Source organism: Paraburkholderia sp. 40 (assembly GCF_050434105.1).
In the GTDB taxonomy this organism is placed as follows: Bacteria; Pseudomonadota; Gammaproteobacteria; order Burkholderiales; family Burkholderiaceae; genus Paraburkholderia; species Paraburkholderia tuberum.
On sequence record NZ_JBNPVY010000002.1, the window covers coordinates 423,246 to 444,033 of the forward strand.

Annotated in this window: 21 protein-coding genes and 1 pseudogene; 7 read left to right on the forward strand and 15 right to left on the reverse strand. The window is 62.1% G+C overall.

Features of this window, described 5'->3' with window-relative positions; translation table 11 throughout:
- Positions 1-201: 201 nt before the first annotated feature.
- Both OKW28_RS03160 and OKW28_RS03165 read left to right on the forward strand, forming a co-directional pair.
- On the forward strand, positions 202-1,218 hold the full coding sequence (locus tag OKW28_RS03160; RefSeq protein WP_429443750.1) for an alpha/beta hydrolase: 1,017 nt from the start codon (positions 202-204) through the stop codon (positions 1,216-1,218).
- A 69-nt stretch (positions 1,219-1,287) separates the two neighbouring features.
- The gene (locus OKW28_RS03165; RefSeq protein WP_429443751.1) at positions 1,288-2,718 is read left to right on the forward strand and encodes an ATP-binding protein; all 1,431 of its coding nucleotides are present in this window, start codon (positions 1,288-1,290) and stop codon (positions 2,716-2,718) included.
- Between the two features lie 125 nt (positions 2,719-2,843).
- On the opposite strand, the gene OKW28_RS03170 is transcribed toward OKW28_RS03165, so the two are convergent.
- The 7 genes from OKW28_RS03170 to OKW28_RS03200 form a co-directional block, all read right to left on the reverse strand.
- Positions 2,844-4,358 carry an alginate export family protein gene (locus OKW28_RS03170; protein WP_429443752.1) on the reverse strand — a complete coding sequence of 505 codons (1,515 nt, stop codon included), beginning with the start codon at positions 4,356-4,358 and terminating at the stop codon, positions 2,844-2,846.
- Positions 4,359-4,450: 92 nt separating this feature from the next.
- Complete coding sequence (locus OKW28_RS03175) at positions 4,451-5,146, reverse strand: YoaK family protein (protein WP_429443753.1); 696 nt, start codon at positions 5,144-5,146, stop codon at positions 4,451-4,453.
- Entirely contained in the window at positions 5,143-6,057 is a 915-nt protein-coding gene (locus OKW28_RS03180; RefSeq protein ID WP_429443754.1) for a glyoxalase, read from the reverse strand. Before OKW28_RS03180 ends, OKW28_RS03175 begins: the two co-directional genes overlap by 4 nt.
- Before the next feature lie 40 nt (positions 6,058-6,097).
- The gene (locus OKW28_RS03185; protein WP_429443755.1) at positions 6,098-6,544 is read right to left on the reverse strand and encodes a DoxX family protein; all 447 of its coding nucleotides are present in this window, start codon (positions 6,542-6,544) and stop codon (positions 6,098-6,100) included.
- A 1-nt stretch (position 6,545) separates the two neighbouring features.
- Positions 6,546-8,435, reverse strand: coding sequence for an amidohydrolase (locus OKW28_RS03190; RefSeq protein ID WP_429443756.1), 1,890 nt, complete (start codon positions 8,433-8,435; stop codon positions 6,546-6,548).
- Positions 8,436-8,463: 28 nt separating this feature from the next.
- Positions 8,464-8,631, reverse strand: coding sequence for a DUF1427 family protein (locus OKW28_RS03195; RefSeq protein ID WP_184062561.1), 168 nt, complete (start codon positions 8,629-8,631; stop codon positions 8,464-8,466).
- Positions 8,632-8,795: 164 nt separating this feature from the next.
- Complete coding sequence (locus OKW28_RS03200; RefSeq protein ID WP_184031324.1) at positions 8,796-9,482, reverse strand: hydrolase; 687 nt, start codon at positions 9,480-9,482, stop codon at positions 8,796-8,798.
- Positions 9,483-9,776: 294 nt separating this feature from the next.
- Between OKW28_RS03200 and OKW28_RS03205 the strand changes: the two genes are divergently transcribed.
- Positions 9,777-10,058 (forward strand): XapX domain-containing protein, encoded by a 282-nt coding sequence (locus OKW28_RS03205; protein WP_429443757.1) that lies wholly within the window; start codon positions 9,777-9,779, stop codon positions 10,056-10,058.
- A gap of 281 nt (positions 10,059-10,339) precedes the next feature.
- Here OKW28_RS03205 and OKW28_RS03210 read toward each other — a convergent pair.
- The 4 genes and pseudogenes from OKW28_RS03210 to OKW28_RS03225 form a co-directional block, all read right to left on the reverse strand.
- Positions 10,340-10,576, reverse strand: a pseudogene (locus OKW28_RS03210) (catalase/peroxidase HPI); the annotation flags it as partial.
- A 60-nt stretch (positions 10,577-10,636) separates the two neighbouring features.
- Complete coding sequence (locus tag OKW28_RS03215; RefSeq protein ID WP_429443758.1) at positions 10,637-11,032, reverse strand: hypothetical protein; 396 nt, start codon at positions 11,030-11,032, stop codon at positions 10,637-10,639.
- A 40-nt stretch (positions 11,033-11,072) separates the two neighbouring features.
- Positions 11,073-11,195 carry a hypothetical protein gene (locus OKW28_RS03220; RefSeq protein WP_429446999.1) on the reverse strand — a complete coding sequence of 41 codons (123 nt, stop codon included), beginning with the start codon at positions 11,193-11,195 and terminating at the stop codon, positions 11,073-11,075.
- A gap of 123 nt (positions 11,196-11,318) precedes the next feature.
- A complete protein-coding gene (locus OKW28_RS03225) occupies positions 11,319-12,314 on the reverse strand; it encodes an alpha/beta fold hydrolase (protein ID WP_187616620.1) in 996 nt (331 codons plus the stop codon).
- A gap of 493 nt (positions 12,315-12,807) precedes the next feature.
- Between OKW28_RS03225 and OKW28_RS03230 the strand changes: the two genes are divergently transcribed.
- Both OKW28_RS03230 and OKW28_RS03235 read left to right on the forward strand, forming a co-directional pair.
- On the forward strand, positions 12,808-14,388 hold the full coding sequence (locus OKW28_RS03230; protein WP_429443759.1) for a cation:proton antiporter: 1,581 nt from the start codon (positions 12,808-12,810) through the stop codon (positions 14,386-14,388).
- Positions 14,389-14,429: 41 nt separating this feature from the next.
- A complete protein-coding gene (locus OKW28_RS03235; protein ID WP_429443760.1) occupies positions 14,430-15,314 on the forward strand; it encodes a pirin family protein in 885 nt (294 codons plus the stop codon).
- A 54-nt stretch (positions 15,315-15,368) separates the two neighbouring features.
- On the opposite strand, the gene OKW28_RS03240 is transcribed toward OKW28_RS03235, so the two are convergent.
- Positions 15,369-17,075 (reverse strand): FAD-dependent oxidoreductase, encoded by a 1,707-nt coding sequence (locus tag OKW28_RS03240; protein WP_429443761.1) that lies wholly within the window; start codon positions 17,073-17,075, stop codon positions 15,369-15,371.
- 238 nt (positions 17,076-17,313) lie between these two features.
- On the opposite strand from OKW28_RS03240, the gene OKW28_RS03245 reads away from it, so the two are divergent.
- Positions 17,314-17,652, forward strand: a complete 339-nt coding sequence (locus tag OKW28_RS03245; protein WP_429443762.1) for a DsbA family protein — start codon at positions 17,314-17,316, stop codon at positions 17,650-17,652.
- Positions 17,653-17,873: 221 nt separating this feature from the next.
- On the opposite strand, the gene OKW28_RS03250 is transcribed toward OKW28_RS03245, so the two are convergent.
- Together OKW28_RS03250 and OKW28_RS03255 are read right to left on the reverse strand one after the other, a co-directional pair.
- The gene (locus tag OKW28_RS03250) at positions 17,874-18,473 is read right to left on the reverse strand and encodes an NADPH-dependent F420 reductase (RefSeq protein ID WP_429443763.1); all 600 of its coding nucleotides are present in this window, start codon (positions 18,471-18,473) and stop codon (positions 17,874-17,876) included.
- Between the two features lie 308 nt (positions 18,474-18,781).
- Positions 18,782-19,516 (reverse strand): SDR family NAD(P)-dependent oxidoreductase, encoded by a 735-nt coding sequence (locus OKW28_RS03255; protein ID WP_429443764.1) that lies wholly within the window; start codon positions 19,514-19,516, stop codon positions 18,782-18,784.
- A gap of 130 nt (positions 19,517-19,646) precedes the next feature.
- Between OKW28_RS03255 and OKW28_RS03260 the strand changes: the two genes are divergently transcribed.
- Positions 19,647-20,225 carry a TetR/AcrR family transcriptional regulator gene (locus tag OKW28_RS03260; protein WP_429443765.1) on the forward strand — a complete coding sequence of 193 codons (579 nt, stop codon included), beginning with the start codon at positions 19,647-19,649 and terminating at the stop codon, positions 20,223-20,225.
- 166 nt (positions 20,226-20,391) lie between these two features.
- Here OKW28_RS03260 and OKW28_RS03265 read toward each other — a convergent pair whose 3' ends face one another.
- Entirely contained in the window at positions 20,392-20,703 is a 312-nt protein-coding gene (locus tag OKW28_RS03265) for a DUF4148 domain-containing protein (protein ID WP_184047346.1), read from the reverse strand.
- Positions 20,704-20,788 lie beyond the last annotated feature (85 nt).

The following is a 20,788-nucleotide window of genomic DNA, read 5'->3' on the forward strand; positions in this document are numbered from 1 at the left end:
CCTGACGCGGACGCGCTGCCGGGTTTGCACCTGCGCCTAACGCTTCTTAGCAAACTTTAACTGCACGGTCCCGGCGCATCGCCTGGAGAATAGCGGTTACCGGGACTCGACATCGTTTCAGGCTCAGCAGGCGCAGTTGACACTGTGTGTGGCGCGAGTGGGAGTCCCCCCAAACCGCTGAACTCTCATATGTCGGCTTTCATGGACCACGTTCCGCCTGCAAGTACCGTCGATTCCGCGTCACCGCGTCTCGCGACGCCATGGTCGTCCCACCCAGTACTGGACCCCGAGACGCAGCAATTTCTCGATCTGGTCTCCGAAGCCGGCATGCATCCGGATTCGCTGCTCGCCGAACAGCCGTCGTTCCCCTGCCGCGCAGACAGTGACAACAGTTCCGCGGACGACTATGCCGTCACGACCGAAGCGCTGACCTTCAAGACTGGACCGACTGGCTCCGTCGACGTGCACATCGTGCGACCGGCCGGCACGCCGGGCTTACTGCCCGCCGTGCTCTACTATCCGGGCGGCGGCTGGCACATGGCGAGCTTCGCAACCCACCGCAGGCTCGTGTCACGCCTTTCGGCTGAAGCAGAGGTGGCGGTTGTCTTCGTCTCTTGTTCGCCTGCACCTCACGCCCTGTTTCCGACACAAAACGAAGAGGCATACGCCGCACTGCAATACGTCGCTGCAAATGCCGAAGCGCTGCAGGTCGATGCTGGCGCGATTGCGGTGGCCGGCGATGGTGCAGGCGGAAACATCGCTGCAGTCATGGCGCGATGGGCGAGAGACCGGCATGGCCCGAGTCTGCGCCTGCAAGTGCTGTTCTGCCCCATCCTGTCGGCAGATTCCACCACGCAGTCATATCGTCAGTTCGCGACGGGGCCCGGTATGACGGCGAGAGCGCTGGAGCGTTTTATCGAGTCGCAGTTTCCCGAGAAATCGCGGTCACTCGCGGCGGCGATGCCGATACAGTCGAAACCCGACGAACTCGAAGACCTGCCTGCCGCACTCGTCATCACAGCAGAGAACGACATTACGCGAGATGACGCCGAAGAATATGCCCGCAAGCTCATGCGCGCCGGCGTCAGAGTCAATGCCGCCCGTTATATCGGCACAATTCATGACTTTATGGTTTTCGATGGCCTGGCTGAAACCAGTCCGACAGACGCTGCGTTCAGACACGCCAGCAGCGTTATAAAGCGCGCACTCCGGCGGTAACCGACCTGGCTTCACCACTCACCGATGGCGAAGACACGCGTGTCTATTTCCCTTGCTGGAGGCGACCTTATGAAAATCGGCCGAATCGAACTCGATATGGACGCGCGACGCTTGCGGCGTGATGGCCAGGATGTGCGGCTGGGCTCGCGCGCCTTCGACCTGCTGGTGACGCTCGCCTCGGCAAAGGGTCGAGTGGTGTCGAGATCCGAGCTGATGCAGACGGTCTGGCCCGGCACCATCGTCGAAGACTGCAATATCGACGTCAACATCTCTGCGCTGCGCAAGGCGCTGGGTGATGACCGGGACCTCATCATGACGGTCGCGCGCCGTGGCTACCGGTTGGCCCCGTCTCAGGACGTACCCCCGAAATTCCGTACCGCCGCCAGTCCGCGGCCGCTCCCGCGCCGCGTCGGAAATTTCGTCGGGAGAGACGTAGTCGTCGCCAAGGCAGCCGAGGCAATGGTGGAGTCCCAGGTGCTTACGCTGACGGGCACAGGTGGTGTCGGAAAATCGAGCCTTGCACTTGAAGTCGCCTATCGGATAGTGCCGTCATGCCCGGCGACGGTGGCCTTTGTCGATCTTGCGTCCCTAGCCACGATTGACGAGGTGCTGAGTGCCATCGCGTGCGGTTGCGGCGTCGAAATGCCGGAGGAAATCGTCTCTTCCGAGTGTTTAAGAGCAGCGCTATCGAATGCGCCGTGGTTGTTGATACTCGATGGCGCGGAGCATGTCATCTCAGCTGTTGCACAAATCGTAGAAGCATTGTTGGCAGCGAGCCTGAATATCCAGTTCCTGGTCACGAGTCGGGAGCCGCTGAGGATTCGAAGCGAGACGGTTTTCAGAGTGGATCCGCTTGATGTTCCCAAACTCACGGACCGCTGCGACGAGATGCTGAACAGCCCGGCTGTCCAGTTGTTCGTCCACCATGCGCAGCAGATGCACCCGAGGTTTGTCCCTCGCATCGCTGAGATAGAGAACATCGCAAAGATTTGTCAGCGCCTGGACGGTATTCCACTTGCAATCGAGTTGGCCGCCGGACGAGCGGAATTATTGGGCGTAGAAGGCGTGCAACGGCTGCTGAACGATGGACTGTCGTTCCTGTCCGGGGGATACCGCACTGCGACGGCGCGGCATCGCTGTCTACAGGCAGCCTTTGATGTCAGCTTCGACCTGTTGAGCGCCCCGGCCCAGTCCCTGCTCGTTCAACTTTACCGGCTGGACAGACCGTTCAGCTTTGATTCGCTGCGTGGAGTCGTCAACAACATGGCAGTGACGACAGGCGGCTTGATTGAAAGCATGGATGAGCTTGTCTCGAAGTCACTTGTCAACGTCTGTTTCGACGGGCCAGAGGCGATGTATAGCCTTTTCGAATGCACCCGGACGTACGTCTCAGAGAAGTTCCAATGCGCCTTCGACGAGCACGCCCCTAAGCGGGCAGCTCAAAAATCTCTCGAAGGCGATGTTGACTTTCTCGGCAACCTGTTAGCCTTGAGCACCTGAACAACGAGCCCCTTCGTCCATCGGGCCAGCCGTAATCAGAGCCTGAACGAGGTTGACAAATGGCGCGATCCCGGCAACGCTCCTCACGCCGCCGGGATCGCCACGAGCCTGATCGCCGACGAGTCCTACCACCCGTACTTGAGTTCGACGCCGGCGTAGTCGGCATTGCGGCCGCCCGCCTCACGAATCGAGTTTCCCACCTGGAAGTGCACGGCTTCGACCGAACCTACCAGATTTGCCGCAATCGTCCAGTCCGCGCGCAACTGCACATACATGCCGGTCCACCGGCTGCCCTTGCCCGCCGTGCCCGGCACTGGCTGATTCGGCTGCTGGTACACGGCGTCGCCGGTCGTCTCGCGCCACTGGAAGCCCAGCGCGCCAAGCAGCGTGAGACTGGCCGAAGGCTTGAGCGTGATGGATGGTTTGATGTGGATCAGGTTCGCGTAGCCCGTATAGCCTGCGAGCGTGAAGTAATAGCCGTTCGGAAATAGCGGATTGAAGGTCTCGAGCCGCCCATCATGTGGGTGCCGGTCGCCAGAGGCAGCGTCGATCTGCAGCGCGACGCGCGGCGTCCACGGCAGGTCGAGCTTGTAACCCGCGATCGAGCCGACTGCCCACGCGAGAACCGTACTATTACCGACCGTTCCCGTCTGCAGCATCGCCTCGGCATCCCAATCGACGCGGCCGCGCGTGCCGAAATAATGCAGGTCCCAGACGTCGCGGTGCTCAGAACCTTGAGCGTCGAGGTATCGCGCGTTGGTGTTGTTATAGCGCGACCAGTAGCCGGACATATCACCCGGCCCGACGGATTGGCGCTCGAAACGCACGCCGCTGAAAGTGAGATTGCGGTTCGACACGTCGTCGAACACCGTCGCGTTACGGTACTGCACGGGCTGCGTCGCGTAGGCGATAAAGCGCCACTTCTGGTATTCGTAGTCTGCCCAGATGGCATCGAACGCCTGTCGTACGTTCGGGCCATCGCGTACGGCAATGAAACGCTGCAAGTCGAATGCCATTTCCTGGCGGCCAACGCGAAACTTGAACGTACCGCCGCCGACCGCTCCGGTGTAGGCCACGAATCCCTGCTCGAGATCGAGCGGATTCTTGTCCACCGGCGTGACCACATTCTTGCCAAACGCCCGCGCATCCACGAGTTGCACGAAAAACTGCCAGTGCTCGGCGAGATGTGCATCGGCATGTACTTCGATGCGCTGAATCAGATAAGTATCCGACTGCGCAGAGCCGATACCGAACAGCGGGGCGTCATTGGTTTCGATACGCTCACGCAGGTTCGCGCCAAGCGACAGATATGAGGCGGGGTCGCCGCCGAGCGGAATGTACTTGAGGCTGTCGAGTGGCTTGCGCGGAACGCAGGGGCTCGCAAGCACCGACCAGTCCTCCTGCCAGCGGTTGAACATCACGGCAGGACGTTTGACGTTACACGCGTCGGTCGTTGTGGCGTCATTCACCACCGTGCCAGTGGTCGCGCCGGCCGAGTCAGCCGCGAGGCTCGCACCTGCAACCGGTTGCGCAGCCGTATCCGCGAACGCTGCGTCGGCGCCCATCAGCAACAGCCCGGCGATGGCCGTCAAGCGCGCGGCTTTCTCGAATCGACGCCCGCGCGTCGTGCTCGATACCATGGATTTCCTTGCCTTTGTCGGCTTGTGTTTGTGTTTGCCCGTCCCGCTCACGCGCCGGGCCTGAGCGGGATGATTCCCTGCGCCGCCTGGATTCATGAGTGCCCCGGTGCGATCGCGCGCTCATGCTCTCCCGTGGTCACCGCGAGCCCGACGAGGGCGCACGCCGGCGCAAGCAGCGCCCAGAAGCCCATGTAGACCACCCCCAGTGCCCCGGCCACCGCGCTAACCGCAAACGCGACAATGGCCGGCATCATCGACCCGAAGCGCGTGCGCGCCGCGGCGCGCACGCTGTCGACCGTGCCCGGCGACAGCATGTCGATCACGTCCAGAACGGCTTGCGTGACGTTGCCCGTCATTACGGTATTCGGCACGCCAGGACGCTGGATCAGGCGCGGATGCGCATTCTGCACACCCATCGCGAACGCACCCACGACGCCGGCCACGATGACAGGCAAGCTGTCGGGCCGGCTGACCGGCGTCGCCCAGACGCCGGCGAGGCAAAAGCCGACGATCAGCACAGCCTGCACCGCATAGAGCAGGCGTGCGCCCTGACGCGCATGCCCCTGCGGGAGCCAACGCACGAGCAGGCTGCTGAGAACGACCCCGCCGATAAACGCGGGGAACACGATCAGCTTGAGCAGAACGCCCTGCCCCGAGCCGGCGATGCCGGCGCCAATCAACACGAAGTTGCCCGTCACGTGTGCGGTGAACAGACCGAACAGTGCAACGAAGCTCAGGGTGTCGACAAAGCCGGCGATCGCGGCAAGGATCGTGTCCTCGGACTTCATTGCGCCGCGCCTGCGTGAATTTCGGCGATATAGCCGCCCGGGAACTGCACGACCGCGGCATCACGCCCGGCCGAGGTGAACGGCGGCACCAGCACATTGACGCCAGCGGCCTTCGCCTTTTGAAGCGTATCGGCCAGATTCGATACCTCGTAGCCGGTCACTTCGCGCCCGAACGGGTAAGGCAGATGACCGTCCGTCACGAGCACGGTCATCTTGCCGAACGGCGATTCGATTCGAATGCGGCGATAGGTGTCGTCAGGTCTGCCGATCTCGACACCCGGCGCCTTCAGGTCATCGGACACCACCTTGCCGTGCGAGAATTTGACGAAATCGTGAACCAGCTTGTGCACGCTTTGCGGCGACACGTAGACCCGATTCTCGGGAATGGTCTGCAGCTTGTCGTAGTGCGGGGCCTCGGTGTGCCAGTAGAGTTGCATGTTGGTACCACCCGGCCACGTGATGATCGCATCGCGGCCGATCGGGTCGGGGAACGTATCGACGATCACATCGGCACCGAGTGCACGCGCCGACTTCACCGCCGCGTCCATGTCCGTCACGAGGTAGCCCGTGCGCTCCGCGCCGAAGGGATACGGCATGGGCGTCTTGAAGCCGAACACGGAGATCGTGCCTGCCGGGGTAAATACGAGTTGCGACATCGTCTGACTCGATGTCGGCGTGACCTGGAACACGCCCTGCTTCGACTTGCTGCCGCCGAACGTCGCCGCGAAGCTGTCGGTGAAGCGGTCGAAGTCCTCTGGTGCCACGTATACGTGCGTCGTGTCGTACTGCGGACCGACTGCGACCGACGGCGATTCGACCGGCGCTACGGGCGGTGTCGCGAAAGAAACGGGCGCGGCGACGAGACCACCCGCGATCATCAGGGTAACTAAGGCAGTGCGAATTGCTTTCATAGCGGAATTTCCTTGATATTTCATCGTACTGATCAATCGGTCAGGCGCGGCTCTCGCCGGCCGGACGCTGCGAATCGCCGAGCAGTATCGCGAGCACGAGCGCCGCGATCAGTCCCAGATGCTCGAAAAAACTGTTGAGCGCCGTGAAGCGCTCGACACCGGCATGGTTCCAGAAGTCGTTGGCAACCAGCATCGCGACGACGGTCAGCATGCCGAGGCCGCCTGCGCCGATCCACGCGAAGCGGCGCAATACCACGCACAGCGAGCCGACGATCTCGACCGCCACCGCGAGCGCTGCCCAGAGGGCGGCCGGGTGCAGGCCGAAATGCGCCTGCTCCGCAATCGCGCCTTCGAAGTTCAGCGCTTTGGTGACACCGCCGATGAGGTAGGCGGACACGAGCGCAAGGCGCACGAGCGGCCCAACCCACGGCGGCGATAGCAGCGCACGAACCCATGCGGGGTTGCTGCTGCCGTTCCATATCGTCATGTCAGATCGCCCAGCAAGAGCAGCCGAATGCGCCCCAGAAGCCCTTTGCATCCGAAGTCGGCAATGCGCTGGCCCACGCGCTCGCGTGCGCATGGCCGTGCACACCGCAGGCGCTCGCGCAGGCGCACATCGCCGCGGCAGCGGCGCGTCCGAGCGGCGCGCCCTCGCGCTGCGTAGCGCCCCAGCCGCCATAGCCGCCGTATTGGCGCACCGGCGACCAGTCCGGCATTGCAGGCGGGATTGGCTGATCGTGTTGCGAGAATGGGCCCGCGCCCCAGACGATCTTTCCGCCGACCACCGTGAGCAATGCGGTGGTGCCGGCAATGTCGTCCTCCGCGCACGAGAAGAAGTCGCGGTCCGGAACCATGAGGTCGGCAAGCTGCCCGGGCACCATGCGCCCTTTCTTGCCCTCTTCGTTCGAGAACCAGGTGACGTACTCCGTCCACATGCGCAGCGCGGTATCGCGATCGAGCAGGTTACGTTGCGGATACATCCGCAGACCGCCAACTGTCTTGCCGCTCACGAGCCATGCGAGCGACACCCACGGGTTGTACGACGCGACGCGCGTCGCATCGGTGCCGGCCGAGACCTTGATGCCCTTCTCGAGCATTCTCGCGACGGGCGGCGTGGCTTGTGCCGCTTGCGCGCCATAGCGCTCGACGAAATACTCGCCCTGATAGGCCATGCGATGCTGAACCGCGATGCCGCCACCCAGCGCCGCAATTCGATCCATCGATCGCTCGGAAACGGTTTCCGCGTGGTCGAAGAACCAGTTGATTCCGTCGAGCGGAATATCCTTGTTGACCTTCTCGAACACATCGAGCGCCCGGCTGATGGTTTCGTCATAGGTCGCATGCAGGCGCCACGGCCAGCGGTTCTGTGCGAGTACCCGCACCACGCCTTCGAGTTCGCCTTCCATTCCGGGCGGCAGTTCGGGGCGCGCCACGCGGAAGTCCTCGAAGTCGGCCGCCGAAAACACCAGCATTTCACCCGCACCGTTGTGGCGGAAGTAGTCCGAACCATCGTGATACTTGACCGAGCCGGTCCAGTTCACGAAGTCTTCCTTTTCGGCCTTCGGCTTTTGCGTGAAGAGGTTGTACGCGATGCGCACCGTCATCTCGCCCGCATCATGGAGCTTGCGGATGACTTCGTAATCGTCCGGGTAGTTTTGCGAGCCGCCGCCGGCATCGATCGCGCCGGTCACGCCAAGGCGGTTGAGTTCGCGCATGAAATGACGCGTCGAATTGTATTGATACTCCAGCGGCAGCTTCGGGCCTTTCGCGAGTGTGGCGTAGAGGATCGACGCATTGGGGTTCGCCAGCAGCAGCCCGGTGGGGTTGCCCGCGCTGTCGCGCATGATCGTGCCGCCCGGCGGCTCCGGCGTATCCTTCGTATAGCCCACCACGCGCAACGCGGCGGCATTGAGCAGCGCCCGGTCGTACAAGTGCAGGATGAAGACCGGCGTATCCGGCGCGACGGCGTTCAGCTCATCGAGCGTCGGCAGCCGCTTCTCTTCGAATTGGTGCTCGGTGAAGCCGCCGACCACGCGCACCCATTGCGGCGCGGGCGTGATCGCAACCTGCTGCTTGAGCATCTCCATGGCAACGGCGAGCGAGCGTACGCCGTCCCAGCGCAGCTCCATGTTGTAGTTCAGACCGCCGCGGATCAAATGCAGGTGATTGTCGATCAGGCCTGGCAGCACCGGCCGGCCACCGAGATCGATAACTTTGGTCGCGCGGCCCGCGAGCGGCATGACGTCGGTATCGCTGCCGACCGCGACGAAGCGGCCATCGGCAATCGCCACGGCACTGGCGATCGGGTTCGAACGATCCAGCGTGGTGAACCGTCCATTGTGCAAAATGAGATCGGGATGGGTAGCGGTTGCGCTCATTTGCGTTTCCTCGTTTCTATCAGTTCGATTAAAAGCCCAACAACTGCCTCAGGGATGGAACGGCCTGTGCGCCGATCAACATGCCAAGCAGGCCGATGAGGGCAACGAGCGGAGGCGCGGGCGAGCGGACCTTGATCACGCTGTAGATCACGCCTATCAGCATCCCTGCACCGAGGGACACCAGATAAGATTCCATACGATCAGTCTCTCTGTGAGATTGGAATGCTGAAGCGAGACCTCGCGGTTCAACCCGAGTACCTCGCGTGGAATGCACTGCAGCGCAGCGATCGGCAGACCGCGTGCGCTGCCGCCGACTTCACGCGGAGCGCATCGCCCCGCTTTCGGCGATCGCGGAGGCGATTAGCGTGCCGGTACAGCCGGCAGCACCTCGTGCGGCGTAGCCGTGCGCTGCGCTGCCTTATGGACCATCGTGTACGCGTAGTCGACGCCCATGCCGTACGCGCCCGAATGTTCCTTCGCGATCGCCATCACGGCGTCGTAGGTCGCGCGGTGAGCCCAGTCACGCTGCCATTCGAGCAGGACCTGCTGCCACGTGACGGGCACGGCCCCCGCCTGGACCATGCGCTGCATCGCGAAGTCGTGCGCGTCTTTCGACGTGCCCCCCGATGCGTCGGCCACCATGTAGATCTCGTAGTCACCTTCGAGCATGGCGCAGAGCGCGAACGTCGTGTTGCAGACCTCGGTCCACAGACCCGCTACGACCACCTTCTTGCGGCCATTCGCGGCGAGCGCGTCGCGTACCTTCTGGTCGTCCCACGAATTCATCGACGTGCGTTCGAGCACCTTGTGCTCGGGGAACACGTCGAGCAGTTCCGGATACGTGTAACCCGAGAAGCTTTGCGACTCGACCGTGGTGATCGTGGTCGGAACGTTGAACACCTTGGCCGCCTTGGCCAGACCGACGACGTTGTTCTTCAGCACCTGGCGGTCGATCGACTGAACGCCGAACGCCATTTGCGGTTGGTGATCGATGATGATCAGTTGGCTGTTCTGAGGAGTGAGAACTTCGAGCTTCGAATTGTTCATGACGGGTATGTCCTTTGAACCGGAGAGAGGAGGAAGCCGCCATGCCGGCATGACCAGCATGACCGGCAGGCGTCCAATGTGCATTGGCGCTGGGCAATTCGACATCCAGCTCCGGTTATTTGACACGCAAGGACAGAGCAGCAACAACTAAAAAGGGATTAAATTTTATTGCCCAAAGAATTAATCTTAAAAGCTCTTAATTGGTATTTTCTTAATCCAGAGTAGCCGGTAGTCTTTCCACGAATTCGCTGGGTAGATCCTGTAATGGGACAGGTCGTCAATGAGACTCGCACTATGAAACCGTATATCCTTTCCTTGTTGGCCGGCATCCTTGCCGGGGTCGTCTACGGTGCGATCGGCGTGCAATCGCCGGCCCCGCCCACCATTGCGCTGATGGGCCTGCTCGGCATGCTGGCCGGCGAGCAGATACTTCCCCTCGCACGCAGGGTGCTCTCCGGTTACAAGTTGGGTGCCGCATGGCGCGAGGCGAAATGCAGCCAGCACATGTTCGGCTCGCTGCCGGGCGCTCAAGGCTCCGACGCGGCCGCAAGAGACCAGCAGTCATCCTCATTCTGATCGGCATCTCTCGGGCGTCAGCCTCGACGAAGGCGTGCCCGACGTTGGCCATCGCGACGCTTCAGTAACGTGACGACACGGTGTCTGAAGCAGCGAACGAGCGCCGCCCGCGGCTCAATGACATCGCCGCTAAAAGTTCAGCGCTGCAATCCTTTACGCATCGGTGCACGTTTGCCTGGCGAGCCGTACCGATACGCTGAGAAGACCTTCGATTACATCGCACAACGCCTGGAGTCACGCGCTGACGAAAGAGGTCGTTCGTCGCGTGACCCAAGCCTCTTTCATGCGAGCTCGAAACGGTCGAGGTTCATCACCTTGACCCACGCGACCACGAAGTCGCGCACCAACTTCTGCTCGCCGTCCGCGCTCGCATAGACCTCGCTCAGCGCGCGCATCATCGAATGCGCACCGAAGATCAGGTCGACGCGCGTGCCGGCCCACTTGACCTTGCCGGTGTTGCGGTCGCGGCCCTCGAACACGTCCTTCGCCGCCGAGACCGGCTGCCATTCGGTGCCCACATGCCCCACGACCGCTCCAGACTCCCGTTGTGCACGCGGCATGCACCCTGCCCCGCCGCTTCACCGAAGCCGCGGTAAATTCGAGGCGGTTGTCTTCACAGCGGTCTTGCTGCGGCGGAGCAGCTTGACCTGGGACTGCGCGATGTCACTCCATGTCTGCTCCGCTCGACGCACGGCGCAATCAAACGACTCGTCTTCCACGGTGCAGCGACCGTCTACCGTGATCAGCCACCCCTTGCGCGTAGGCGTGCAACTCACGCGTCCGTCTTCCATGAGGTCGGCGTACCAGCGCCAGACACGCGCATCGTCAGCGTTCGCACGGACGGCGGCAGCGAGACGCGCGATCTCGAGGCTATGCGGGTGCGAGCCTTGCAGTTTCAAACCCATTTCATTCCCTTTTCGAAGCCACTCAAAACCGGGCACTATGAGCAAAAGGCCTGTTTCGCGTTCGTTCAAGACGCAAAGCAGCTAGAGCCGAGAGCGCCCCAGAAACCGTTCAGGTCCGAGGCGGGCACGTTGCTGCGCCATGCCCAGCCGTGCGCTGCGCGTACATCGGCGTGCCGCCCACCGTGTGCCCGGAATTCCAGTTCGCGCAGAGGCGTTGTTCTGGTGCGCTCATCGGCGCCCTCCTGACTCTCGGTTAGCGTGGGTTGAGCGCTGCAGTCCGCGTATGAACCGCAGCGGGGCGAGCTCAGACGCGCGTTGCCTCGCAGGCGCGTCACGCATATCTCGTCGTAGCGCCTCAGGACTTGAGGAACGCGAGCAGGTCCGCATTGACCTGATCGACGTGCGTGCTGCACATGCCGTGCGGCGCGCCCTTGTACACCTTGAGCGTCGCGTTCTTGACGATTTTCGCCGAGAGCTTCGCCGAATCGTCGATCGGCACGATCTGGTCGTCGTCGCCGTGCAGGATCAGCGTGGGCACGCTGATCTTCTTGAGGTCGTCGGTGTAGTCGACTTCAGAGAATTGCTTGATGCACTCATATTGGCCTTTGATCGAACCGGCCATGCCCTGGCGCCAGAAGTCCTGCACGAGGCCCTGCGAGACTTTCGCGTCGGGGCGGTTGAAGCCGTAGAACGGCGTGGCCAGATCCAGATAGAACTGCGAGCGGTTCGCCGCCACGCCCGCGCGGATGTTGTCGAACACCGACATCGGCAGACCGTTCGGATTGTTCGCAGACTTGACCATCTGCGGCGGCACCGCGCCGATCAGCACGGCCTTCGCCACGCGCTTTTCGCCATGGCGGCCGATGTAATGCGCCACCTCGCCGCCGCCCGTGGAATGGCCCACGAGCATCGCGCCCTTCACGTCGAGCGCGTCCAGCACAGCCGCGAGATCGTCGGCGTAGGTGTTCATGTCGTTGCCCTCGGACGGCTGGCCCGAACGGCCATGGCCGCGGCGGTCGTGCGCGATCACCCGGTAGCCCTGATTCACCAGGAAGAGCATCTGCGCGTCCCACGCGTCAGCCGAGAGCGGCCAGCCGTGCGAGAAGACGACCGGCATGCCCGTGCCCCAGTCCTTGAAGAAGATCTGCGTGCCGTCCTTCGCGCTCACGTAGTTGCCGCCGTGATGATGCGAGGTGCCGTGCGTATGCGCCGAACCGCCCGTCACGGACGCGGCTGCGTTCGCGGACAGGCTCGACATGGCTGCCACGGCGCCGGCCATGCCCGCACTTGCCGAAAGCAGCCTGCGGCGCGACGCCGAAGGCCTGGTCGAATCGATTTGCTGGGTGTTCATGCTAGTTCTCCGTCGTTGCATCGCCGCGCGCGGGCGTGGCGACGACCTTGCGTGTTGAGATGGATAGCGATGCGGCGAGGAGCGAGAACCTGCTGAATGGCGCCACATGCCGGCAGGCACTCTAATGACGCAAGCGGCCGAAGTCCTTGGCGCAAACTGAAAAGTCCTGAAATGAAGCCGCAATGCCTTTGCGCCCAGCGAGGCGCAAAAAGCTTTAGCCACGATTCGGCGCCGTTGTCGCGCTCACGCACGCCCCCAAAGCTCGATCGAGCGGATATCTCGCATGCGCCAGAGATTAAATATTCTTAATCAGACTCTGCCTGATCCAGACGAACCTATACTTTTTCCGCGAGCCTTTCGCGTAGTTCCTGTCACGCCACGTTCACCAACCAAGACTCGCATCATGAATCCGTACATCCCTTCGCTGCTTGCCGGTACTCTCGCCGGGGTCGTCTACGGTCTGATCGACGTGCAATCCCCGGGCTTCTAGCGGATGAACAACGTCGAGTTTTTTCATTACCTCCTGCTGTTGATCTGCGGAGCGGGCGCCCTGACGTGGCTCGCGGAGCGCATCGCGATCCCGCCTGCCGTCGTTCTGCTGCTCGGCGGCTGTGTGATCGCAGTCGCCGGCAGGCGCGTACCCGACGTGGACCCGAACCTGCTGCTCGCGGCCGTGCTGCCGCCGCTGCTGATGTCGAGTTCGTTCTATACGGCGTGGAAGGAATTCCAACGCGACATCGGCACGATCGTTTCGCTCGTGCTCGGGGCCGTGACATTCACCACCGTCGCCGTGGCTGTCGCCGTGCATGCCTTCAACCCGAACCTGCCATGGGCGGCGTGCTTCACGCTCGGTGCGATCGTCTCGCCGCCCGACGCGGTCGCCGCCAAAGCGATCCTTCAGCGCCACCCGCTACCCGCCAGGCTCGTGGCCGTGCTGGAAGGCGAAAGCCTCGTGAACGACGCGTCGGGCCTGCTGCTCTATCAGATGGCGGTGTCGGCAGCGCTAGCCGCGACGATCACGGTCACGAGCGGATCGGTGCTGTTCTTTACGCTTACCCTGATCGGCATCGCGGTCGGCATCGTGTGCGGCCAGGTCATGTGTTGGGTGCTGCCGCGTCTGGGCGATCCGATGCTCGGCATCGTCGTGACCTTCGTTATGGCGTGGGCCAGCTACGGTATCGCGGAGGCCGTCGGCGGATCGGGCGTGCTGTCCGTCGTGACCTGCGGTCTCGTGCTCGGCATCCGCCAGCATCGGGTATTCGACGCCGATATGCGCATAAAAGCCAAGGCGACCTGGGAAGCGGTCGTGTTCGTGCTCGAGGCGCTGGTCTTCATCCTGATCGGCCTCACACTGCATGCACTCCTCTCACGGGTGAATCACGAATCGGCCGTGTTGACGGCCGGGCTGCGTGTCGCGTTGCCGGCAACTGCGGCAGCCATCGTTGCGCGCCTCGCGTGGGTGTTCGCTGCGATCTGGCTGCCCGACCAGATACGCGCGAAACGCTCGGGCCGCGAGCCGTGGAGCTTCAAGGAAGCGGTTGTGCTCGGCTGGGCGGGTATGCGCGGCGTCGTCAGTCTGGCGGCCGCAATCGCGCTGCCAGACAATTTCCCCGGCCGCGACCTGATCGTCTTCAGCACATTTCTGCTGATCATCGCGACGCTTGTCGTGCAGGGCGGCAGCCTCGCGCCGCTCATCCGGCTGCTGAAACTGCGCCCGACAGCCCGTCACACCATGTCCGAGCATGAGGCCCGCGCCCATGCGTTCGGCGCCTCGCTCGCTGCGCTCGAGGAAATCGACGAGCGCTCGTCCGGCATCGAACGCGCGACGTTCGAGCGGCTGCTAGCCGAATACCGGATTCGCGTCACCGCGAACGAAAGCGCATACCAGTTGGGTGCGGACCGAATCGAACACCGTGCGCACTTCCTGCGTGTCGAACTCGGACTCGTTGGCGTGTCGCGTGAGGCATTGCTCGGCCTGCATCGCGACGGCAAGGTGGACGACGCGGTCCTGCATCGCATCGAATCCGAACTTGATTTCGAGGAGCTGCGGCTGTCGCGGCTGCTCGAACCGTGACGGCTTGCCTCCACGTCGGCCCTCAGCGAAAGGTATTCATCATGCCCACTACGATCAAGGCTCTGCTCACGCCGCGCGAAAGCGACATCGGCAACCTGATCGTGCGGCGCGTGCTTCCCGCCCGTGCCGCGCGCCTCGTCGGACCATTCATTTTCTTCGACCATATGGGGCCAGCCGTGCTGCCCGCTGGCAGCGGCGTGGATGTGCTGCCGCATCCGCATATCGGCCTCGCGACCGTCACGTACCTGTTCGAAGGCTCGTTCATGCATCACGACAGCCTCGGCTATCGGCAGAAAATCGTACCCGGCGACGTGAACTGGATGACGGCCGGTCGCGGCATCGTCCATTCAGAACGCACGCCGCTGGAGGATCGGCCAGTTGAACAGGCGATCCACGGCATTCAGACCTGGGTCGCGCTGCCTGTCGAACACGAAGACGCCGCGCCCGCGTTCATTCATCATCCGGCCGATACGCTGCCGAAGTTCACGCGCGACGGGGCAACCGTACATGTGATCGCAGGCACGGCTTTCGGGAAGACCTCGCCGGTCGAAGTCTTTTCACCTACGCTCTACGTCTATGCCGGGTTCGCGGCTGCCGGTCGCCTTGCACTCGATGCCGAGCACGAGGAGCGCGGCGTCTATCTCGTCGACGGAGATCTGACCATCGACGGGACGCCGTTGTCTCCGACAACGATGGCCGTGCTGGAGCCGCGTGCAACGGTCGAACTCGCCAGCGCGCATGGCGCGCGCGTGATGCTCCTCGGCGGCGCGCACCTGCCGGGCGAACGCTTCATCGAGTGGAATTTCGTGTCTGGTTCGCGCGAGAAAATTGTGGCTGCGCGGCAAGCCTGGGCTGCGCGGACCTTCGGCAAAGTGCCTGGCGAAGAGCATGAGTGGACGCCTCAACCCGAGCGTGGCGCACATTGAGCATTGACTTGGGGAGCGATTGCGTTTGGCGCGTCATGCCGCTCATTGCGCGCCTCAAGAAGCCTTGACGCGCGCTTCGTCTCGACCGAGCCACGCATGAATCTGGCTGACTACCGCTGCGCCGTCTCCTACCGCTGCGGCCACCCGCTTCGGCGCCCCTGATCGGACGTCGCCGATCGCGAAAAGCCCCGGCACATTCGTCTCGAGTGGGAAGCGCTTAGTGCCTGCGTTCGCATCGGGCGGCCCCGTTTCGACAAAGCCGCGCTCATCCAGTTGAACGCCCATCGATGTCAACCAGTCTGTTTTTGGATCGGCGCCGATGAACAGGAAAAGATGCTGTATCTCAATGAGCTCACTGCCTTGTTCGTGATGAAAGACGCGAATTCGCTCAAGACCACCGTCGCTCGCTTCCAGTGATTCAAGCGTGCATCTTGCGCGGATCGACACGTTTGGCAGAGCGCTGAGCCGGTCTATCAGGTAACGGGACATGGTGGCTTCGAGACCATGGCCACGTATCAAAACGCGTATGCTTTTCGCGAAGTTGGCGAGAAAGACGACAGCCTGCCCAGCCGAGTTACCGCCACCGATCAGCACAACGTCTTTCCCGCTGACGAGACGCGCCTCGATGGGCGACGCCCAATAGTAGATCCCTCTGCCCTCGAAGCGCTCAAAGCCCGTCACGGAAGGCTTTCGATACACCGCTCCGCTCGCGACCACGACTGTCCGCGCACGCACGCACTGTCGATCGGAAAGCGCGAGCACGAAGTTGCCCGCCGCGCCCTCGACCCGATCGACCGCAGTGGGAATGGCCACGTGAGCACCAAATTTCAATGCCTGCTGAAACGCGCGTGCTGCAAGAGCTTGCCCCGATATGCCGGTCGGAAAGCCAAGGTAGTTCTCGATACGTGCGCTCGCACCGGCCTGACCACCTGGCGCGCGCCGATCGAAAACCACGACCGAAAGCCCCTCCGACGCCGCGTAAACGGCCGCCGCCAGGCCCGCCGGACCCGCGCCGATGATAGCGATGTCGTAGCACTGCGACGCACTGAACGTCGGCACCAAGCCGAGCCGGGTGGCGAGCTCCACTTCGTCGGGCGCCCTCAGGACCGACCCGTCCGGGCAAAAAACAAGCGGGAAATCGTCGGCCTTTGAAGTGAGGCCGGCGAGCAGCTGCACGGCGTCCGAATCCTTGTGTGCATCGATCACCGCAGCCGGATAGGCATTGCGCCGCAAAAAGCCTTGCAGGCGGACTACCCTCGCGTCGTCACCCTTGCCGACGATAATGGGACCGAGCCCCTGCTCGATGAGCCCCAGACGCCTCAGGATCAACGCGCGCATGATGTGCTCGCCCAACTGGGCGTCCGCGATGATCAGCGCCCGCAACTCCTCTGAGTTCAGGACGAGCGTATCGCAGTCAGTCATGGCAATCGCGTCCACCAGCGACGGCTTGCCGGTGAGTTGCGCCATTTCGGCCATGAAATGGCCGTCATGATGGTCTGTCACGACCGTGGTACGCCCTTGCGGGTCGCACGAATAGATCCGCACACTCCCGCGCAGCAAGATGAATAGCCCTTCTGCAATGCGCCCCGTCCTGAAGATCGAATCGCCGGCCTTGAACGACTTCGGGCGGCCATAGCGGCTCGCACTGCGTATCTCCGCATTGGAAAGGCGCGGAAACATTTGATGCTGCCGATATTCAAGGGACGAAAACGGAAGTTCAGAGTCGAGTGAGCTTGCGTTCGTATTACCTGCGTCGATCATATTCGCCTCGCCTGCCGGCCGCGTTGAGTTCGACTCCGGATGTTAGCGACATCATGCCCAAAAGTACTTGTTGCGAAGCTGAATAGTTCTGAAGAGACCAGCAACCATAGGGGAAGCGCTTTCCCATCGAATGGGCCATTGCGCCACGCGCAACACGAGCTCGCGCGCTGAGTATATTCAGCTGGGAGCTCGTGTTGTTTTGCTTGGTGAGCATCGCAAACTGCCCACGGGGCATGCCATGGAACGCGCAAAAATCACGATCGCCTACGACTTCATTTGTCCATGGTGCTGGATCGGACATCGAAATCTGGAGGCCGGCAAGGCCCTTGACGATCTTCCCGAATTAGATGTTCGTTATCTTCCGTTCGAATTGAACCCGGAAATACCGCCTCAAGGGATGCACCGGCGCGCCTACCGAAGGCTCGAGTTCGGTAGCTGGATTCGCTCGGAAATGCTGGGCGGACGTGACTGGATGCAGCCCCATGCCGGCCTGTCGCCGCGGCGCCACTTTCCGGCATCGCGCCTCGATGTAGGCAGCAACAGAGTCACTCCAGTCTACTCAGGCGACACTGGCTAGCAAGGTCAACAGCAACCGGCTGATTATTAATGATTATATTGGCGGCACACGCCAAAGCTTAACCAAGCTTGGTGCCGCCTAACCGGAAACCTGCGCGAAAATCAAAGGGATACCTAACGGCCATTATGTACTCGCTCAGAAACCCCAACCGAATCTCGGTCAGATCACCAGCACGCGTTTAGCGATGCGCGTGGCCGCTGTGACTTTGCCTTGACACGCCGCTATTTGAACTTGACGAGATCCTTGAAGATCAGTTGAGCCCAGGTATTCCCCCTGGCCTGGACGAGCGAACCGCCATCCTTGAGCGGTCCTAGCGCAATCGGCGCGAAACCGAGTTGTTCAGCCAGAGCCGCGACCGGTGCCACCGCACTTTCGTCATCGCTCGACAGAAACACGACGCGGCTGCCGCCATTTACACTCGGATCAGCGGCCAGAACAGCGGCGGGCAGATGATTAAAACCCTTTACGAACCTGGACCCGGGAAACGCCTTAGCGACAACTGCGGAGGACGGCAGACCTTGTAGCTCTTCGACGGGAACGCCGTAAGCATTTGTCGCGTCGATGACCGTCTTGCCCTTCCAACTCTTGCTCTGCTTCGCGACCTCGCGGTGCTCCCAGAAAGGAACCGCCAGGAAGATCGTGTCGGACGCGATTGCATCCTGCAGCGTCCTGGGGACGACGGTAGGGCCAATCGCTCGCGCCTGCTGCATCAACGTCTCGGGTGGGCGCCGGCTGGCGACGGTCACATCGATGTTCTTTCTTGCAAACGCTCGGGCGAGCGCCTGGCCTACCGCGCCAAAGCCAATAATCGAATAGCTCATGCAAACTCTCCATTCAGGGGACGTTTTGATCAACCACGGACTCGTGTTAGTTGGTAACCGGGCGCGCGGGACCGTTGCCCGCGTCAGGCGGCCCGCTGCGCGCGATGCGCCACGCGGGCCGCAGCAGACACGCGGAGCCGAGCGCCTTCACCGCCGTTTACAGCGCAGCGCGAGCAGACGTGACAATACCCGCTGGACAATCACCGAAACCAATCCCGTTTATTGATCAGGATTTCATATTTATTGACACAACTCGTACCATCTTCGTCAAAATTGGCAGGCCTCCTTATACGTTTTTCGACGCGATTTCAGATGGCCGAGAAGCCGCCGTCGACAGACAACTCCACCCCATTCACGAAGCTCGAATCGTCTGAAGCAAGAAACAGCGCGACCGTCGCAATTTCCTCAGGACGACCCATCTTTCCCCGCGGGATCAGGGATTCGAACATCCGCTTCGCCTCCTCGTCGAGAACTTGGTCCTGCATCGGTGTGGCGATCGGCCCCGGGCTCAGCACGTTCACCCGGATATTCCTGCCCTTCAGTTCGTTGAGCCAAGTGCGTGCGAATGAGCGCAATGCCGCCTTGCTCGCCGCATACACGCCGTAACCAGGAAAACCCTTCACCGAAGCAACTGACCCGGTCATGAAGATCGATCCGCCATCGTTGAACAGCGGCAACGCCTTCTGAACCGCAAACAGCGTACCGCGCGTATTCAGGCCGAAGGTCGCATCGAAGTGCTGCTCGGTAATCTCGCCCAGTGGGACGGCTTCGCCCATGCCAGCGCTCGCGAACAGGATGTCGATCTTGCCCTTTTCACGCTTGACTGTATCGAACAGGCGGTCGAGGTCGTCGAGATTGGCCGCGTCGCCGCGCACACCGGTCACGTTCCGGCCAATCTGCTTAACGGCCTCGTCGAGCACCTCCTGCCTCCGGCCCGTGATGAAAACATAGGCGCCTTCTTCGACGAACCGCTTGGCGCTCGCCAGCGCCATGCCGCTCGATCCCCCCGTGATGACTGCAACCTTACCCTCAAGCTTTCCCATGACATCTCCTTTCGTGGTGTCGGACAGCGTCCCGGTTCCCATTTGCACAAATGTGCTGTATCTTGTGGATCACTGATCCAGATACGAATTCATTATATGCGGATCACCGATCCGTTTGTCAAGGAAACCCGTGCGAGCCGACGCCAGAAAAAATTACAGCCACCTACTTGCAGTCGCGCGCGACGTCGTCACCGAGCATGGCGCCGATGCGTCCATGCGAGATATCGCCCGCCGGGCCGACGTCGGGTTGGCCACACTGTTTCGCCATTTCCCGACGCGAGAAGCCTTGTTCGAAGCGTTGCTGCGTACGAATCTGGACGCACTGACGCAGAAGGCAAGCGAACTCGAAACGTCGAATCCACCTGACGAAGCGCTCGTGTCCTGGTTTCGCGAAGGGGTGGCATTCGTTCATAGCTATAGCGGCGTTGTCGCCCTGATGGCGAGCGCCCACGCGGACCCGGACTCCGCGCTCCACGCTTCATGCGCGGCGGTGCACTCAGCGGGCGCGCGACTACTGCTCCGTGCTCAGGCGGAGGGAACGGCGCGCGCCGATATGGATGGGGTCGACCTGTTCGCCCTGATGTCGGCGCTCGGCTGGCTCGTCGACCAACCCTCATTCGCGCCACGGGCCGATCATCTCTTTCACGTTGTCGCGAGCGCCATCCTGACAAATCGGTCGAGCAACCATGTCGAGAAGGCAACGTGTTGAATCAGATCGCCGACGCATACTTTCCTGCCAGGAAAGCCCCGGGGATTCGAACCAGACGGCGGAAAGCCGACTGGAGCCGACACTCGAACGGCCATTACCGCACTTGATCGACCGTTGAATCCGCCGCCGCTCGGTGACTGCCGGGTCAGTCCTCGATCTCTCTATCTCAGCCGGGTTGAAGGTGCTGGCACTCCGTTTGGAACCAATAGTCGACCAGGCGCTGTGCCGCTTGTAGATCATCCGGGTAATACGGATCATCAAACCACGGTGACGGGTCGTAGCCCGCTTTCCTCAAGGCAGCGAGTTCGCTTTGGTGCTGCGCCATCGTAGGGGGCGCGTTTGTCTTGAGCGCCGCCAGGTCGCGGCACTCTGTCGGAGTGAGGTGCGGCCCGGTATACGGCATGCCACCAGCGACACAGCCGGCGAGCAAAATCACCAGAGCGGGAAGTATTGACTGTGTTCCAGGCCGATTTCTCATCGTACGTCTCCTTCCCTGCGCCGCGCCGTGAACCAACTCGTAGTGCGCATCGTTGCCGCTGCGGGTGGAAAATGCTCGCCTTCGA